The sequence below is a fragment of the Pilimelia anulata genome (genome assembly GCF_014647895.1).
Taxonomy (GTDB): Bacteria; Actinomycetota; Actinomycetes; order Mycobacteriales; family Micromonosporaceae; genus Pilimelia; species Pilimelia anulata.
This window is the reverse complement of the sequence record NZ_BMQB01000003.1, coordinates 374,721-391,216: the sequence shown is the minus strand read 5'-3', so window position 1 is coordinate 391,216 and position 16,496 is coordinate 374,721. Positions and strand designations below refer to the sequence as shown.

At 75.8% G+C, this 16,496-nt stretch carries 14 protein-coding genes and 1 pseudogene; 6 read left to right on the top strand and 9 right to left on the bottom strand.

Annotated features, from left to right (window positions below; all coding sequences use genetic code 11):
• Window positions 1–355 precede the first annotated feature (355 nt).
• The 4 genes and pseudogenes from purL to IEY94_RS09430 form a co-directional block, all read right to left on the bottom strand.
• Window positions 356–2,788 (bottom strand): annotated as a pseudogene (gene purL / locus IEY94_RS09445) (phosphoribosylformylglycinamidine synthase subunit PurL); the annotation flags it as partial.
• Window positions 2,785–3,525, bottom strand: coding sequence for a phosphoribosylformylglycinamidine synthase subunit PurQ (gene purQ / locus IEY94_RS09440; protein ID WP_189169700.1), 741 nt, complete (start codon window positions 3,523–3,525; stop codon window positions 2,785–2,787). The pseudogene purL and the gene purQ, both read right to left, overlap by 4 nt.
• Window positions 3,522–3,773, bottom strand: a complete 252-nt coding sequence (gene purS / locus IEY94_RS09435; protein ID WP_189169699.1) for a phosphoribosylformylglycinamidine synthase subunit PurS — start codon at window positions 3,771–3,773, stop codon at window positions 3,522–3,524. The genes purQ and purS overlap by 4 nt, the downstream gene beginning before the upstream one ends.
• A 158-nt stretch (window positions 3,774–3,931) precedes the next feature.
• On the bottom strand, window positions 3,932–4,537 hold the full coding sequence (locus tag IEY94_RS09430; protein WP_189169698.1) for a TMEM165/GDT1 family protein: 606 nt from the start codon (window positions 4,535–4,537) through the stop codon (window positions 3,932–3,934).
• A gap of 155 nt (window positions 4,538–4,692) precedes the next feature.
• Here IEY94_RS09430 and IEY94_RS09425 point away from each other — a divergent pair, with 155 nt between their 5' ends.
• The 4 genes from IEY94_RS09425 to IEY94_RS09410 all read left to right on the top strand — a co-directional run bounded on the left by IEY94_RS09425 (window position 4,693) and on the right by IEY94_RS09410 (window position 7,545).
• On the top strand, window positions 4,693–5,421 hold the full coding sequence (locus IEY94_RS09425) for a S1 family peptidase (protein ID WP_189169697.1): 729 nt from the start codon (window positions 4,693–4,695) through the stop codon (window positions 5,419–5,421).
• Between the two features lie 25 nt (window positions 5,422–5,446).
• Entirely contained in the window at window positions 5,447–6,301 is an 855-nt protein-coding gene (locus tag IEY94_RS09420) for a S1 family peptidase (protein ID WP_189169696.1), read from the top strand.
• A gap of 310 nt (window positions 6,302–6,611) precedes the next feature.
• A complete protein-coding gene (locus IEY94_RS09415) occupies window positions 6,612–6,962 on the top strand; it encodes a YbjQ family protein (protein WP_189169695.1) in 351 nt (116 codons plus the stop codon).
• 61 nt (window positions 6,963–7,023) lie between these two features.
• The gene (locus IEY94_RS09410) at window positions 7,024–7,545 is read left to right on the top strand and encodes a hypothetical protein (protein WP_189169694.1); all 522 of its coding nucleotides are present in this window, start codon (window positions 7,024–7,026) and stop codon (window positions 7,543–7,545) included.
• Window positions 7,546–7,549: 4 nt separating this feature from the next.
• Here IEY94_RS09410 and purB read toward each other — a convergent pair whose 3' ends face one another.
• A complete protein-coding gene (purB, locus tag IEY94_RS09405) occupies window positions 7,550–8,971 on the bottom strand; it encodes an adenylosuccinate lyase (protein ID WP_189169693.1) in 1,422 nt (473 codons plus the stop codon).
• 77 nt (window positions 8,972–9,048) lie between these two features.
• Entirely contained in the window at window positions 9,049–10,356 is a 1,308-nt protein-coding gene (locus IEY94_RS09400; protein ID WP_189169692.1) for an acetyl-CoA C-acetyltransferase, read from the bottom strand.
• 107 nt (window positions 10,357–10,463) lie between these two features.
• Between IEY94_RS09400 and IEY94_RS09395 the strand changes: the two genes are divergently transcribed.
• Window positions 10,464–11,789 (top strand): 3-oxoacyl-ACP reductase, encoded by a 1,326-nt coding sequence (locus IEY94_RS09395; protein WP_189169691.1) that lies wholly within the window; start codon window positions 10,464–10,466, stop codon window positions 11,787–11,789.
• The gene (locus IEY94_RS23425; protein WP_229783460.1) at window positions 11,786–12,853 is read left to right on the top strand and encodes a MaoC/PaaZ C-terminal domain-containing protein; all 1,068 of its coding nucleotides are present in this window, start codon (window positions 11,786–11,788) and stop codon (window positions 12,851–12,853) included. The genes IEY94_RS09395 and IEY94_RS23425 overlap by 4 nt, the downstream gene beginning before the upstream one ends.
• 204 nt (window positions 12,854–13,057) lie before the next feature.
• On the opposite strand, the gene IEY94_RS09385 is transcribed toward IEY94_RS23425, so the two are convergent.
• The 3 genes from IEY94_RS09385 to IEY94_RS09375 all read right to left on the bottom strand — a co-directional run bounded on the left by IEY94_RS09385 (window position 13,058) and on the right by IEY94_RS09375 (window position 16,492).
• On the bottom strand, window positions 13,058–13,570 hold the full coding sequence (locus tag IEY94_RS09385; protein WP_189169690.1) for a hypothetical protein: 513 nt from the start codon (window positions 13,568–13,570) through the stop codon (window positions 13,058–13,060).
• Window positions 13,571–14,149: 579 nt separating this feature from the next.
• Window positions 14,150–15,439, bottom strand: coding sequence for a phosphoribosylamine--glycine ligase (purD, locus tag IEY94_RS09380; RefSeq protein ID WP_189169689.1), 1,290 nt, complete (start codon window positions 15,437–15,439; stop codon window positions 14,150–14,152).
• Window positions 15,440–15,589: 150 nt separating this feature from the next.
• The gene (locus IEY94_RS09375) at window positions 15,590–16,492 is read right to left on the bottom strand and encodes a hypothetical protein (protein ID WP_189169688.1); all 903 of its coding nucleotides are present in this window, start codon (window positions 16,490–16,492) and stop codon (window positions 15,590–15,592) included.
• Window positions 16,493–16,496: the final 4 nt, after the last annotated feature.

Below are 16,496 nucleotides of genomic sequence, written 5' to 3'. Positions count from 1 at the left end.
CGCGGGGCGTGGACCTCGGCGCGGCGGGTGGTGCCGCGCCCTCCTCGGCGGGGGGCTCGTCCGCGTCGGACGCCGCCCCGGTCTCGGACCCTACCGAGTCCGCCGCGCCACCGGCGGGCCGCGCCGATTTCGTGGCGGAACCGGAATCCTCCGCCGCACCGGCGCCGGCCGGGCCAGCGGGTTCGGCACCAGCGGCGGCGGCACCCGCGGCGTCCGCGGCATCGCCGGCGGCACCCCCAGCGGCCGGGGACCTGCCGGCAGCCGCCGGGCCGGCGGCTGCCGGGTCGGTCGTCGCCGGTCCGGTCGTCGCCGGTCCGGACGTCACCCGTCCGGACGTCGTGGGTCCGGTAGTCGTGGGTCCGGACGTCGCCGGTGCGGCCGCGCCGGGGGCCGGGGGCGCGGTCGGGGCGAGCGTCACCGGGTCGGCCGCGGCCGGGGCCGCCGCCGCGGCGACCGCCGCCGGCCGGTCGAACAGGCCCGGCAGCGTCGCCGCGGACGCGTCGCGCAGCGTGCCGATCGAGACCGTGAACTGGTCCCGTACGGTCAGCGCCGCGTCCCCGGCCGGGTCGACCACGCCGAGCGCCGTCCACGGCACCCCGTGCTCGTCGCACAGCGCGGCGAACGCCTTCTCGTGCCCGCGCGGGACGCTGACCAGCGCCCGCCCGGCCGACTCGCTGAAGAGCTGGGTGAACGCGTCCAGCGGGGTGTCGTCGGCCAGCGCGATCTGCGCGCCGACGCCGTGCCGCAGGCAGGACTCCACGAGCGCCTGGGCGAGCCCGCCGTCGGACAGGTCGTGCGCGGTACTGATCAGCCCGGTCCGGGCGCCGGCCGCGACGACCGCGCCCAGCGCGCGCTCGGCGGCCAGGTCGACCCGCGGCGGCAGGCCGCCGAGGTGCCGGTGGGCGACCCACGCCCACTCGGAGCCGGACAGCTCGTTGCGCGTCTCGCCGAGCACCATGATCACGTCCGCCTCGCGGCGGAAGCCCATCGGGACGCGGCCGGCGACGTTCTCGATCAGGCCGAGGACCGCGACGACCGGGGTCGGGTGGATCGCCACCGAGCCGGTCTGGTTGTAGAAGCTGACGTTGCCGCCGGTGACCGGGATGCCCAGCTCGGCGCAGCCGTCGGCGAGGCCGCGGCAGGTCTCGGCGAACTGCCACATCACGCCCGGGTCCTCCGGCGAGCCGAAGTTCAGGCAGTTGCTGACCGCGATCGGGGCGGCGCCGCTGACGGCGACGTTGCGGTACGACTCGGCGAGCGCCAGCTTGACCCCGGTGTACGGGTCCAGCCGCGAGTACCGGCCGTTGCCGTCGACGGAGACGGCCACGCCGAGGCCGGTGGCCTCGTCCACCCGGATCATCCCGGCGTCCTCGGGCTGGGCCAGGACGGTGTTGCCGAGGACGTACCGGTCGTACTGCTCGGTCACCCACGACTTGTCGCACAGGTTCGGCGAGGCGACCATGCGCAGCAGGGTCTCCCGCAGCGCGTCGCCGGTGGTGGGCCGGGGCAGCGTCTCGGCCCGGTCGGCCTGGAGCAGGATCAGGTCGGACGGCTCGCGCATCGGCCGCTCGTACACCGGGCCGTCGTCGGCGAGCGAGCCCGGCGGCACGTCCACGACCGTGGCGCCGTGCCAGGTGACGACGAGCCGGCCGCCCTTCTGCGCGTCGTCGGCCTCGACGACCTCGCCGATCGCGGTGGCGGCGACGCCCCACTTGTCGGCGATGTCGAGGACGGCGTCGAGGTTCTCCGGCGCGACGATCAGCAGCATCCGCTCCTGCGACTCGCTGGCCAGCACCTCGTGCGGCGCCATCGACGCCTCGCGCAGCGGCACCTTCTCCAGCTCGACCCGCATGCCGGTGCCGGCCGCCGCGGCAGTCTCGGACAGCGCGCAGGTCAGGCCGGCGCCGCCGAGGTCCTGGATGCCGACGACCAGGCCGGCGTCGTAGATCTCCAGGCAGCTCTCGATCAGCAGCTTCTCGATGAACGGGTCGCCGACCTGCACCGACGGCCGGCGCTGCGTCGACTCGTCGTCGAAGGTGGCGCTGGCCAGCACGGAGACGCCGCCGATGCCGTCCCGGCCGGTCCGGGCGCCGAGCAGGACGACGACGTTGCCGGCGCCGGCGGCGGCCTTGTTCTGCAGCCGGGCCACCGGCAGCACGCCGATGCTCAGCGCGTTGACCAGCGGGTTGCCCTGGTAGCAGGGGTCGAACACGACCTCGCCGCCGATGTTGGGCAGGCCGAGGCAGTTGCCGTAGCTGCCGATGCCGGCGACGACGCCGGGGAAGACCCGGGCGGTGTCCGGGTGGTCGGCGGCACCGAACCGCAGCGGGTCCATCACGGCGATCGGGCGGGCGCCCATGGCGAGGATGTCCCGGACGATCCCGCCGACGCCGGTGGCCGCGCCCTGGTGCGGCTCGACGAAGCTCGGGTGGTTGTGCGACTCCACCTTGAACGTCACGGCCAGCTCGTCGGACACCCGGACGACGCCCGCGTTCTCGCCGATACCGGCGAGCATCCGGGTGTTCGGCGGGGCCTTCTCGCTGAACTGGCGCAGGTGCACCTTGCTCGACTTGTAGGAGCAGTGCTCGCTCCACATGATCGAGTACATCGCCAGCTCGGACTGCGTCGGCCGGCGGCCGAGGATCTCCCGGATGCGGGCGTACTCGTCGTCCTTGAGGCCCAGTTCGGCGTACGGCTGGGTGGCGTCGGCCGAGCCGGCGGCGGCCGCGACGGTGTCCACCGCGTCCGCGGCCGGCGGCGCCGCGATGGGTTCGGGCTGTGCGGTCATGCGGTTGCTCCGGGGGCGTTCGCGGCGGCGGCGCCGCTGGCCGCGGGGGTGCGGCCGAACTGGCTGAGGATCGAGGTGAAGAAGCCCAGCCCGTCCAGCGACGGACCGGTCAGCTCCTCCACGGCGTGCTCGGGGTGCGGCATCAGGCCGACGACGTTGCCCCGCTCGTTGGCGATGCCGGCGATGTCGCGCAGCGACCCGTTGGGGTTGCCGCCGACGTACCGAGCGATCACCCGGCCCTCGGCCTCGAGCGCGTCGAGCGTCCGCTCGTCGGCGACGTAGCAGCCCTCGCCGTTCTTGACCGGGATGAGGATCTCCTGCCCGGCGGTGTACGCATTGGTGAAGGCGGTGGCGATGGACTCGATGCGCAGGACCTGGTCCCGGTTGCGGAAGTGCAGGTGCTGGTTGCGGGTCAGCGCGCCGGGCAGCAGGTGCGCCTCGCAGAGCACCTGGAAGCCGTTGCAGATGCCCAGTACGGGCAGGCCCTCGCGGGCGGCGTCGACGATGGTCGCCATCACCGGCGCGAACCGGGCGATGGCGCCGGCGCGCAGGTAGTCGCCGTACGAGAAGCCGCCCGGCAGGATGACGGCGTCCACGCCGTGCAGCTTCGGGTCGGCGTGCCAGAGCCGGACGGCCTCGCCGCCGGCGAGCCGGACGGCGCGCGCGGCGTCGCCGTCGTCGAGCGAGCCGGGGAAGGTGACGACCCCCACCCGGGCCCGGGTGCCGGCCGCGCTCATGCGGCCGAACCCTCCTGCGGTACGGAGACCGTGAAGTCCTCGATCACCGGGTTGGCGAGCAGCTTGTCGGCGATCTCGCGGGCCAGCTCCGGGTCCGGCGCGCCGGCGAACTCGATCTCGACGCGCCGCCCGATCCGCACCGCGGTGACCTCGGCGATGCCGAGCCGGGGCAGCGCGTCGGCGACGGCCTGTCCCTGGGGGTCGAGGATTTCGGGCTTGAGCATGACGTCAACGACGACGCGAGCCACTGGAGGTCTCCTGACTGGTCGACGCGGCCTACGCTGCGGCCGGATCTGCTGCTTGCCGGACCTGCGTAAACGCGGGTTGCGCGGGGATGGAACCGAGGGTCAGCGTACCCGGATGAGCGAGTTCTCCACCGGCCGGGTGACCGTGCCGGCAGCGCTGCTCACCGGGCCGTCGCGGCGGTCGCCACGGCCAGGGCGGCGCAGACCGCGGCACCGACGTACGTCACCACGGACAGCTTCACCCGGGCGAGCAGCCACCGCCCCACGAGCACGGCCACGCCCGAGACGACCATCAATGCCGCCCACGACCCGACGAACACCGCCAGCGGCGGCTGGCCGCGGGCGACGAGCGCCGCGGAGAGGAGCTGCGACAGGTCCCCCCACTCGGCGGCGAACAGCACCAGGAAGCTCGCCCCGGCCGCCCGCCAGCCGCGCCGCGGGTCGGCCTCGACCCGGTCGCCGTACGCCCGCTCGTCGTCGGCCGCGGCGGCGTCGGCCCGGCGGGCGCGGCGCAGCAGCAGGACCGCGCCGACGGCGAACAGCGCCGCGGCGGCGAACTCGACCGGCCGGCGGGGCAGCGCGCTGATCAGGTGCCCGGCGCCGACGGCGACGACGCACTGGACGCCGAACGCGGCGACGACGCCGAGCCAGACGGGCAGCGGCGGGTACCGGGTGCTGAGCACGAGGGTGGCGATGAACGTCTTGTCCGGCAGCTCGACGGGGACGATCAGCGCGAACGCCGTCAGGGCCGCGACGAGGAACTCCACCCGGCGATCGTACGGCGGCCGCGATATTCACATTTGTACGTGCCCGCTCTTGTGAACACCATCGCTGAGCTCTAGCTTATCGATGACTGTGATTGTGATCGCAGCCGATCGCCCGACGCGCCGCCCCCACCCGATCGCGTACCGGAGGTCCGCCCATGCCGCGCCGTTCGCTGCTCCTCGCCGCCCTCCTCGCCGGCGCCCTGCTGCCCGCCCCGGCGGCGGCCGCGCCGGCCGCCGCGCCGGCCGCGGACCGGATCTTCGGCGGGAGGGACGCGGAGTCCGGGCCGTGGGCCGCGGCGCTGTACTGGGCGGACGCCGACAAGCTCATGTGCTCGGGCACCGTCGTCGCCGACCGGTGGGTGATGAGCGCGAGCCACTGCGTCCCCGGCGTCGTCAAGCCCGGCGCGCTGCCGGTGACCGTCCGGGTCGGGCAGGTCGAGGCGGCCAAGGGGGAGGCGATCGTCGTCGAGCGGATCGTCCAGCCGCCGGCCAACCCGTCCTGGGACATCGCCCTGTTCAAGCTGTCCCGCCCGATCACCGACCCGGTACCGGTTCGGCTCGGCGACGCGGAGCCCCCGGTCGGCGCGGTGAACGAGATCTTCGGCTGGGGCCGGAGCTGCGCGCCGTCCGCGAACTGCGGGCCGTCGCCCGTCCTCCGCACGGCGACGGTCCGGGTCACGACGCCCGGCGTCACCGACTACCGGCAGGGGCCGGCGATCTCCAGTACCAAGGACAGCGGCTACGCCCGCCCCGGCGACTCGGGCGGCCCGCAGTTCCACGACGGCAAGCAGGTCGGGGTGGCCTCGACGGCCGCGGACGGCATGCAGTGGTACTCCAGCGTGCCGCGCCGGCTCGCCTGGATCCGCGAGCACATCGGCCGCTGACCCCACCGACCCCCGGGAGCGAACCATGGCGCTGCGCGCACACCTGGCCCTGGCGGCCGCGATCCTCCTCGGACCCGGCCTGCTCGCACCCGGTCCGCTCGGGGCGGGTCTGTGCGGAACGGGTCCGCTCGGTGGCGGCGGGGCGGCTGCCGCCGCGGCGCCGGTCGGTCGGTCCGTGGCCGGGCCCGCTGGCGGGTTCGGGAGTGGTCCCGCCGACCGGTTCGGGGACCCCGCCGACCGGATCTTCGGCGGGAGGGACGCGGAGTCCGGGCCGTGGGCCGCGGCGCTGTACTGGGCCGGGGTCGAGAAGATCATGTGCTCCGGCTCGGTCGTCGCGGCCCAGTGGGTGATGACCGCGGCCCACTGCGTCCCCGGCATGGAGAAGCCCGGCGAGCTGCCGATCACCATGCGGATCGGGCACGTCGAGGCGGCCAGGGGCGAGGCGATCGTCGTCGAGCGGATCGTGCTGCCGCCGCTGGACCAGCACAAGCGGCCGCGGTGGGACATCGTCCTGCTGCGGCTGTCCCGGCCGATCACCGCGCCGGTGCCCGTCCGGCTGGCGGCGCAGGACCCGCCGCACGGGGCGGACGACGAGATCTTCGGCTGGGGCCGCGCCTGCGCCGGCGACTGCGGCCCGTCGCCCGTGCTGCGCACGGCCACGGTCCGGGTGGCGGCGGACACGGCGTTCACCGACCACTACGGCGGGCCGGCGGTCGGCAGCACCCGCGGCACCGGGTACGCCCGGCCCGGCGACTCCGGCGGCCCGCAGTTCCACGCGGGCGAGCAGGTCGGCGTGGCCTCGCGGGCCGGCACCGGCGTGCAGATGTACGCGAGCGTGGCCCGGCACCTGGCCTGGATTCGGGAGAATGTCGGGCCGTGAATGGCGCGCAATGAATTGGCAATGGAAGCCAATGGCGGCAGACCCGGGATACCCGGCCGGACCCGCGATACGGCGTCGGGCACGCAATGGCCCGGCACCGGCGTCAACCGGCGATGACCCGATTCTAAGCGCCTTTAGCAGTCGGGTACGACGGTTTTTCGGCACCACACCGCGGCGACTCCCGTACGAGTGATGCAGGACACATTCCGGCCCGCAATGATCGGCGGTCTGCTCGCCCGCCGGTCGTCCCGACAATGTGGGCTTTCATAATTCGGTCCCGCGACAGGTCAATGCGGACTAAACTTCGATCATGTTGGTCGTGACCACGGACACCCTTCCCGGGTACGAGATACGCGACGTGCTCGGCGAGGTCATCGGCATCACCGCGCGCTCCAACAATCCATTCAACGAGGGCATCAAGTCCCTGCACGGCGGCTCCAATCCGCGCATGTTCGAAATGCTCACGAGATGGCGCGAGGAAGCGGTCGAACGGATGGCCCAGAACGCACTCAGCCGCGGGGCGAACGCAATCGTGGCGATGCGGTTCGACCACCGTAACCTGACGGCCTCGTGGATCGAGATCTGCGCGTACGGCACCGCGGTCGTCGTCTCCCTCAAGGCGAACGGCGTACGGCACGGCCACCTGGCGGCCGCGAGCTGACCCACCCTCCACAAGCTAGACTCGCCCCGTCGGCTGCGGCTTACGGGGCGAGGGGTGACCGATGCGGGTACTGGCGGCGCTACTGGTACTGCTGTCGACGTTCGTCCCCGCGACCCCGGCCGGCGCGCGCCCGCCGGCGGCGGCGACCGACTGCCGCCCCGGCGAGGGCAACTCCGGCCGCATCCTCGCCGTCACGGCCACGCCGGGCGACCGGGTGATCCACGCGCGCGGCTGGGTGCGGTACTGCCGCGCGTCGCCGGCCGACCCGACGGGGCTGTGGCACCTCGCGTTCGTCAGCCACGGGCGGACCGACGGGAGGGCGCACGGGCACGTGGGCTACTCGCCCAGTTACACCGAGGGCGTCCGGATGACCCGCGACTTCAGCGGGCCGTACATGATGGCCTGGCCCGGCATGCAGCAGGTGTGCCTGCACGCCCACACGGTCGCGCTGGACTGCTGGTCCGTCCGGGACGACGGGACCCTGGACCACCCCGCCCCCGCCGTCATCGGCCCGAGCAGCTACCGCGGGCGGATCCCGGACGACACCCGCCCGCCGATCGTCGCGTGCGGTACCTGCTGGTGACGGCTCAGAGGATCTCGGCCGGGCTGTAGGCGGCCGCCGCCGGGTGCGCCGCGAGCACCGACTCCACCCGCGCGACCACGGCCGCCACCTGCGCCGGCGCCGCCCCCACGAACGCCGCCCGGTCCCCCACCAGCGCCTCGACCGCGTCCCGGCTCAGCCGCAGCCGCTCGTCCGCGGCCAGCCGGTCGAGCAGGTCGTTGTCGACCGCGCCCTTCTCCCGCATGGCCAGCGCCACCGCGACCGCGTGCTCCTTGATCGCCTCGTGCGCGACCTCCCGCCCGACCCCGGCCCGGACGGCGGCGACCAGCACCTTCGTCGTGGCGAGGAACGGCAGGAAGCGGTCCAGCTCGCGGCCGATCACGGCCGGGTACGCGCCGAACTCGTCCAGCACCGTCAGGAACGTCTGGAACAGCCCGTCCAGGGCGAAGAACGCGTCCGGCAGGGCCACCCGGCGGACCACCGAGCAGGAGACGTCGCCCTCGTTCCACTGGTCGCCGGCCAGCTCGCCGACCATCGACAGGTACCCGCGCAGGACCACGGCCAGGCCGTTGATCCGCTCGGACGAGCGGGTGTTCATCTTGTGCGGCATCGCCGACGAGCCGACCTGGCCGGGCTTGAAGCCCTCGGTGGCCAGCTCCTGCCCGACCATCAGCCGGATGGTCGTGGCCAGCGACGACGGCGCCGCGGCGACCTGGACCAGCGCGGCCAGCACGTCGAAGTCGAGCGAGCGCGGGTACACCTGGCCGACGCTGTCCAGCACCCGGTTGAAGCCCAGGTGCGCGGCGACCCGCCGCTCCAGCTCGGCCAGCCGGCCGGCGTCGCCGTCGAACAGGTCGAGCTGGTCGGCCGCGGTGCCGACCGGGCCCTTGATGCCGCGCAGCGGGTACCGGTCGATCAGGTCGGTGAGCCGCTCGTACGCGATCAGCAGCTCCTCGGCCGCCGACGCGAACCGCTTGCCCAGCGTGGTCGCCTGCGCCGCGACGTTGTGCGAGCGGCCGGTGAGCACCAGGTCGGCGTACTGGGTGGCGCGGGCGCCGAGCCGGGCCAGGGCGGCGACCGTACGGTCGCGGATGAGCAGCAGGGACGCGCGGACCTGGAGCTGCTCGACGTTCTCGGTGAGGTCCCGCGACGTCATGCCCTTGTGGATGTGCTGGTGGCCGGCGAGCGCGCAGAACTCCTCGATCCGGGCCTTCACGTCGTGCCGGGTGGCCCGCTCGCGGGCGGCGATGGCGTCGAGGTCGACGGTGTCCAGCACCCGCTCGTACGCCTCGACCACGCCGGGCTCGACGGCGGCGCCGAGGTCGGCCTGGGCGCGCAGCACCGCCAGCCAGAGGCGGCGCTCCAGCCGGACCTTCTCGGCCGGCGACCACAGGGCCACCAGCTCGGCGGAGGCATAGCGCGAGGCGAGGACGTTCGGCACGGTCACCCCGCCATGCTACTGCCCATGACGGCCGGCTCCCCAACGCGCGGATTTGCCCGGATGCCGGGTGGGACGGGCGGAATTCAGGCGTCCGGTCCGGTGAGGATCGCGGTCACGCCCTGGCCGCCCGCGGCGCAGATGGAGATCAGGCCGCGGCCGGCGCGGTCGCCGGTGGCGAGCAGCTTGGCCAGGGTGGCGGTGATCCGGCCGCCGGTCGCGGCGAACGGGTGGCCGGCGGCCAGCGACGAGCCGTGCACGTTCAGCTTCGCCCGGTCGATGCCGCCGAGCGGGCCGGCGAGGCCCAGCCTGTCCCGGCAGAACTCCGCCGACTCCCAGGCCGCGAGCGTGGCCAGAACCTGCGAGGCGAACGCCTCGTGGATCTCGTAGTAGGAGAAGTCGGACAGCGCCAGCCCGTTGCGGGCCAGCAGTACCGGCACCGCGTACACCGGGGCCATGAGCAGGCCCTCCTCGCCGTGCACGAAGTCCACGGCGGCGGTCTGCGCGTCCTGCACGTACGCCAGCACCGGGAGCTGCCGCTCGCGCGCCCACTCCTCGCTGGCCAGCAGCACGACGGCGGCGCCGTCGGTGAGCGGCGAGGAGTTGCCGGCGGTCATCGTCGCGGTCGCCGCGTGCGGGCCCGCGGTGCCGAACACCGGCTTCAGCGCGGCCAGCTTCTCGATGCTGGTGTCCGCGCGCAGGTTCTGGTCCCGGGTCAGGCCCAGGTAGGGGGTGACCAGGTCGTCGAAGAACCCCCCGTCGTACGCCGCGGCCAGCCGCTGGTGCGAGGCCAGGGCGAGGGCGTCCTGGGCGGCCCGGTCGACGTCCCAGCGGCGGGCGGTCATCGCGGCGTGCTCGCCCATCGACCGGCCGGTGCGCGGCTCGGCGTTGCGCGGGGTCTCCGGCTGGAACGGCTGGAGCGGGCGCAGCCGGGCGGCCGCGCGCAGCCGGTCGCCGAGCGAGCGGGCGGCGTTGATCTCCAGCAGGGTGCGACGCAGGTCGTCGTTGAGCGCCACGGGGGCGTCCGAGGTGGTGTCGACACCGCCGGCCACGCCCGCCTCGATCTGGCCGAGGGCGATCTTGTTGGCGACGGACAGCACCGCCTCCAGCCCGGTGCCGCAGGCCCGCTGCAGGTCGTACGCCGGGGTGGCCGGGTCGAGCTTCGCGCCGAGCACGCACTCGCGGGTCAGGTTGAAGTCCCGGCTGTGCTTGAGGACGGCGCCCGCGACCACCTCGCCGAGCCGCTGCCCGGCCAGCCCGTACCGGGCGACCAGGCCGTCCAGGGCGGCGGTCAGCATGTCGGCGTTGGACGCGGCGGCGTACCGGCCGCCGGAGCGGGCGAACGGGATCCGGTTGCCCCCGACGATGGCGACGCGGCGAACGGTACGCGGCACGGCTGCCCCCTTTCGGATCACGGCTGGCCCCCCTTTGGATCACGGCTGGCCCCTTTGGGATGCCGTTTCCCTATCAGCCCTACCCTACCCATCAGTACGCTGAAGGCATGACCGATCGGTACGCGAGCTTCGCGAACTCCGGCCCCGGCCGGGCCCTGGTCAAGCGCCTCGGGCTGCCGGATCCGCCCCGACTGCGCCGGTACGAGGCCGGTGCCCCGCCCCTGCCCGGACCGGTCCTGCTCGGCGGGGGCGGGCGGCTCGGCAAGCCCGTCCGGGCCGTCCTCGACGCGGGCGGCGTCGAGGTCGCCGAGCAGCCGCACAAGAACCTCGGCGCGCTGGTGTTCGACGCCACCGGCATCGCCGACGTGGCCGGGCTGCGCACGCTGTACGACTTCTTCCACCCGCACGCCCGGCTGCTCGCCGCCGGCGGCCGGGTCGTCGTGCTCGGCACCCCGCCGGCCGCCGCCGGCGGCGTCGGCGCGGCCGCGGCGCAGCGCGCGCTGGAGGGGTTCGTGCGCAGCGTGGGCAAGGAGTTCGGCCGCGGCAGCACCGCCCAACTCGTGTACGTCGCGCCGGGCGCCGAGGACGGGACCGCCTCGACGCTGCGGTTCCTGCTGTCGCCCCGGTCCGCGTACGTCTCCGGCCAGGTCGTCACGATCGGCCCCGGCGACGCGACCCCGCCGGCCGACCCGGACCGGCCGCTCGACGGCCGGGTCGCCGTCGTGACCGGCGCCGCCCGCGGCATCGGCGCGGCCATCGCCCGGCTGCTCGCCCGCGACGGCGCGCACGTCGTGGCCCTCGACGTGCCCGGCTCCGGCGACGCGCTCGCCGGCGTCGCCAACGCGATCGCCGGCACGGCCCTGCAACTCGACCTCACCGCCGCCGACGCGCCCGCCCGCCTCGCCGACCACCTCGCCGCCCGGCACGGCCGGGTGGACGTCCTCGTGCACAACGCCGGCATCACCCGGGACAGGACGATCGCCCGGATGCCCGACGCGGCCTGGGACGCCGTCCTCGCCGTCAACCTCGCCGCCCCCGAGCGGGTCACCGCCGCGCTGCGGGACGCCGGCCTGCTCCCGCGCGGCGGCCGGATCGTCGGCGTCTCCTCGATCGGCGGCATCGCCGGCAACCGCGGCCAGACCAACTACGCCGCCAGCAAGGCCGGCGTCATCGGCTGGGTGCAGGCCCTCGCCCCGGCGCTGGCCGCCGACGGCATCACCGTCAACGCGGTCGCCCCCGGCTTCATCGAGACGTCGATGACCGCGGCGATGCCGGTCCTCGTCCGCGAGGCCGGCCGCCGGATGAACAGCCTCGCCCAGGGAGGGCTGCCGGTCGACGTCGCCGAGACGATCGCGTGGCTGGCCGCGCCGGACTCCGGCGGGATCACCGGCAACGTCGTCCGGGTGTGCGGGCAGAGCCTGCTGGGGGCGTGATGGCCACCGACCTCGACCGCCTGCCCGACCTCGGCCCGAGCTACCGCCGGGCCATCGCCCGGGCGCTGCCCCTGCCGGGGCGCGCCGCCGGGGACGCGCTGCCCGACCGGGTACTGCGGGTCGCGGGGGTGCGGATGGACCGGGGGGAGCTGGCGGCGTACGGGCGGGTGTGCGGGTTCCCGCTGCGGGACACGCTGCCGGGCACGTACCCGCACGTGCTCGCGTTCCCGCTGGCGCTGTCCCTGATGACCGAGCCGGACTTTCCCTTTCCGCTGGTCGGGCTCGTGCACGTGGCGAACCGGATCGAGGTGCGGCGGGGGCTGTCGGTCGACGACGCGCTGGCGGTGACGGCCCGGGCGGAGGGGCTGCGGGGGCATCCGCGGGGGCGGCAGTTCGACGTGGTCGTGGAGGTCGCGGACGCCGCGGGGGTGGCGTGGCGGGGGGTGTCGACGTACCTGCGCCGGGGCTCGACCGACGGCTCCGACGAAGCCGGCGTCTCCCCGGTCGACCCGGACGGCGGGTCCGCTCCGGCCGACTCGGCCGGCGATTCCGTGCCGGCTGGCGCGGAGGGCGGGTCCGCTCCGGCCGGCTCTGCTGGCGCGGGCGGGTCCGGTGGCAGGTCCGGTGGCGGCGGTCCGGGTGGTGATGGCCGTCCGGGTGGCGGTGCCGGTGGTGCGCCGGGTGGTGTCGGCGGGCCGTCCGGGGACCGGGATGCGGGCGGGGAGTTGCCCGCGGGGGCGCGGTGGCGGGTCGGCGGGGGGACCGGCGCGGCGTACGCGGCCGTGTCCGGGGACCGCAACCCCATCCACACCTCGCTGGTGGGCGCGCGGCTGTTCGGGTTCCGGCGGCCGATCGCGCACGGGATGTGGAGCAAGGCGCGCTGCCTGGCCGCCCTGGACCCGCGGCTGCCCGACGCGTACACCGTGGACGTCGCCTTCCACGCCCCGATCCTCCTGCCGTCGACGGTGGAGTTCGCCGCCGCGGCGGAGGACGACGACGCGTGGCGGTTCGCGCTGCGCCGGGCGGGCGGCGACCGCGTCCACCTCACCGGCCGCATCCACTGACCATCGCTGCTCGGCCGGCCATCGCCGCCCGACCGGGCTCCCGCGGCCGCCGACCCTGTCCCGAGCCGCGCCGGGGCGGCCCTGCCGCACGGAGCCGCGGTACCGGCCGGTCACCCGCGCGGGAGCGCCGGGGCGGCATCGTCACCGCCCCGGCGCTCCACTGTGCGACCGTCCCCGGCCGTACGCGACCCGTCCCCGCCCCGGTCAGGGTCGGATGACCTCCACCGCGAGGTGGGTGTCGTCGAGCCGCAGCGACGTCGCCGGCGCGACCACCGCCGCCTGCGCCCGGACGTGGTACCGCCCCGCCGGCAGGTAGTGCGAGCTGCGCTCGAGCGCGTGCCCCTCCCACGAGTCGCCGGGCGAGTCGAACGCGTAGTCCAGCCCCGACGCCGGCGCCAGCTCCACCGTGGCCCCGGTCGAGGCGTTGGTGACGACGATCCGCGCCGAGCACCAGCCGCTCGACCCCGAGCACAGCGTCTCGGCGGTGAACCGGGCGTCCAGCATCCGCCGCTGCCCGCTCGGGATGCTGACCAGCACCCGGGCGACGTCGGTGAAGCCGGTGGACGTCACGGTGATCGGCGCGTCGTTGCGGGTGAACGTCTGCCGCTCGGTGAACGTCCCGGTGGAACCGGTGATCGCCGCCCCGGCCGCGGTACCGGCCGCCAGGACCGCCGCGGTGCCGGCGCCGACCAGAAGTGCCTTCTTGATACCAGCCACGGTATTGCTCCCATCCCCCTGGTGCCGCGGCCCGTCCCGCCGCGGCGAACATGAACAGGAGCGGCCGGGCACCCCGGCGATACGTCCGAGCCGAGAAATTCCGGGACCCATGGCCGCACGCGCTCGCGGTGGGCAGCCGAGCCGGTACCGGAGAAACCGGAGGGCGGCGGCGGTCGGGGACGGGGGTGTCGGGGATGCGACAGATGCCCGGGATGGCCGGGCGGGGCGCGTTAACGTCCGTACTGCTTCCGGTGATCGGGAGTGCGGGACGCCCGCGACGGGCACACCGGCGCGGCCGCGGGGGCCGAACCGGCGGCATCCACTCGCGGGCACGCACTCGACCACACCGGAAGCGCGCGAGCGCGGCGGGGCGCGTGCGGGTGCCCCGCCGCCCCGCGCACCCCACCCCGGCTCGTACACCTGCCGTGGATCAGGACTGCTGGCCGCCGAAGCACGGGGCACACTCGCGCGCACACGCATGGCGTGGGTACGAGTTCCAGATGCACGCACCGTCCGAGCGCCCGACCGTCGTATCCGACGAGCGGGCCGAGCCGGAATGATCGGCTCGATTGGTCGTGGTCAGGAGGCCGCCGTCGTGGGGACGCGGTCTCCTTCCGCCCCGGGTGCGGGGACGTCGACCGTGCCCGTCGCGGCCGCGGCCGCGATGTCCGTGCGGTACTGGGCGTCGGCGAGGTGGACGGTCGCCAGCAGCTCGTACGCCGCGTCCCGGGCCGCCGCCAGGTCCGCGCCGCGGGCCGTCGCGCAGAGCACCCGGCCGCCGGCCGAGACCAGCGCGCCGCCCGGCTCGCGCCGGGTGCCGGCGTGGATGATGCCCGGCTGCTCGGCGCCGGTCAGCGGGTCGCCCGTCCGCACGGTGCCGGGGTAGCCGGCGCCGGCCAGGACGACCGTCACCGCGGCGCCGTCGTACCAGCGCAGCGGCGGGTGCGCCGCCAGGGCGCCCGTGGCCGCCGCGTGCAGCAGCCCGCCGAGCGGCGTCGCGAGCTGGGCGAGGACCACCTGGGTCTCCGGGTCGCCGAAGCGCGCGTTGAACTCGATCACCTTGGGGCCGGCGGCGGTGAGCGCGAGGCCGACGTACAGCAGGCCGGCGAACGGCGTGCCGCGCTCGCGCATCTCCGCCAGCGTCGGGTGCACCACGTCGGCGAGGACCCGGTCGACCAGGTCCGGCGGCGCCCACGGCAGCGGGGTGTACGCGCCCATGCCCCCGGTGTTGGGGCCGGCGTCGCCGTCGCCGAGGCGCTTGAAGTCCTGGGCGGGCAGCAGCGGTACCGCCGCCTCCCCGTCGGTGACGACGAACAGCGAGACCTCGGGCCCGTCGAGGTACTCCTCGATGACGACCCGCCCGCACTCGGCGGCGTGCTTCAGGGCGACCGCGCGGTCGCCGGTGACGACGACGCCCTTGCCGGCGGCGAGGCCGTCGTTCTTGACCACGTACGGGGCGCCGGTGGCGTCGAGGGCCTCGTGCACGTTGACCGCGTCGGTACAGGCGAACGCCCGCGCCGTCGGCACCCCCGCCGCGACCATGACCTCCTTGGCGAACGCCTTGCTGCCCTCCAGCGCGGCCGCCGCGGCGGACGGGCCGAAGCAGGCGATCCCGCGCGCCCGAACGGCGTCGGCCACCCCGGCGACCAGCGGCGCCTCCGGCCCGATCACGACCAGGTCGGCGGCGACCTCGGCGGCCAGCGCCGCGACCGCGTCCGGGTCGGTGCCGTCGACCGCGCGCAGCTCGGCGACGGCCGCGATGCCGGGGTTGCCGGGCGCCACGACGAGATGCTCCACGGCGGGGTCCGCCGCCAGGCCCAGCGCCAGGGCGTGCTCCCGCCCGCCGCCGCCGATCACCAGAACTCGCACCCCGCAACCCTACCGACCGCCCCGCCCACCCCCTCGCCCCCGCCCCCTCCGCCGACCACTCCTCCCCACCCATCCCGCGACCGAGGATGTCCGGGCCGAACCAGCGCCCGCATCCGCGACCGCGATGTCGGTCGGACGTGACCGGGAGCGTCAGTCGGACAGGACCGTGCGGACCCGGCGCGCGACCGCGTCCGGGTGGGCCGCGTCCGCGCGGCTGAACCGCAGCAGGCGCCAGCCCGCCGCGACCACCCGGTTGTGCCGCCGGTGGTCCCCCGCCCCGCCCGGTACCGGCTCGTCCGCGTCCACGATCAGCCGGCGCGACGGCCAGCCGAGCGCGCCGTGTGCCACCACCCGGCCGCCGCGGTCCCGGACCGGTACCCGCAGCCCCTCCGGCGGTACCCGGCCCTCCAGGCAGCGCAGCCGCAGCCGGGTCTCCAGCGGGGAGGCCGCCCGCCCGTCGGCCAGCGGCAGCGCCGCCCGCGCGGCGACCGCGCCCCGGCGCCCGGCCAGCAGCGCCGGCAGCGCGCGCAGGTCGGCCGGTCCGAGCAGGCCGCGGTACAGCGCGGCGTCGAGCAGCGCGACGGCGGCGTCCCGGTCGAGGCGGGGCAGCAGGGCGGCGAGCGTCCAGCGCGGCGTGGTCGCCGGGATGCCGCCGACCCGGGTTCGCCCCGCGGGCGGGATGGCGAGCTGGTGCACGACGATCCCGGGGTACGCCCGCGCCGGCCGGCGCCCCGGCGCGGCGACGTGGACAGTGCCGGCGGCGCGGTGCGCCCCGGCGGGCGGCAGGCCGTGCAGCTCGGCGGCCGTGTCGAGGACGACCAGCGCCGTCCGGCCGAGGGAGAGCCGGGCGGCGCGGATCGCCGCCCGCCGCCCCGGCTCCGGGTGCGCCGCCGAGGCGACGAAGTACGCGCCGCGGGCCAGCGACCGCCACCGCCCGGCCCGCCGCAGGCCGTCGACCTCGTGCGGGGCGAGCCCGGCCCGCAGCGCCCGGCCGCGCCCGATCACGCCGTCCTGCCCGCGGGCCACCCGCTCGGCTCTCGCCAGTCCGTCCATGCCC

Bases quoted from the DNA above. Each gene is read 5' to 3' on its own strand.
- IEY94_RS09410 (WP_189169694.1), top strand. From the start codon at position 7,024: ATGCGGGTACTGGCGGCGCTACTGGTACTGCTGTCGACGTTCGTCCCC.
- IEY94_RS09395 (WP_189169691.1), top strand. From the start codon at position 10,464: ATGACCGATCGGTACGCGAGCTTCGCGAACTCCGGCCCCGGCCGGGCC.
- IEY94_RS09425 (WP_189169697.1), top strand. From the start codon at position 4,693: ATGCCGCGCCGTTCGCTGCTCCTCGCCGCCCTCCTCGCCGGCGCCCTG.
- IEY94_RS09420 (WP_189169696.1), top strand. From the start codon at position 5,447: ATGGCGCTGCGCGCACACCTGGCCCTGGCGGCCGCGATCCTCCTCGGA.
- IEY94_RS09415 (WP_189169695.1), top strand. From the start codon at position 6,612: ATGTTGGTCGTGACCACGGACACCCTTCCCGGGTACGAGATACGCGAC.
- IEY94_RS09375 (WP_189169688.1), bottom strand. From the start codon at position 16,492: ATGGACGGACTGGCGAGAGCCGAGCGGGTGGCCCGCGGGCAGGACGGC.
- purQ (WP_189169700.1), bottom strand. From the start codon at position 3,525: ATGAGCGCGGCCGGCACCCGGGCCCGGGTGGGGGTCGTCACCTTCCCC.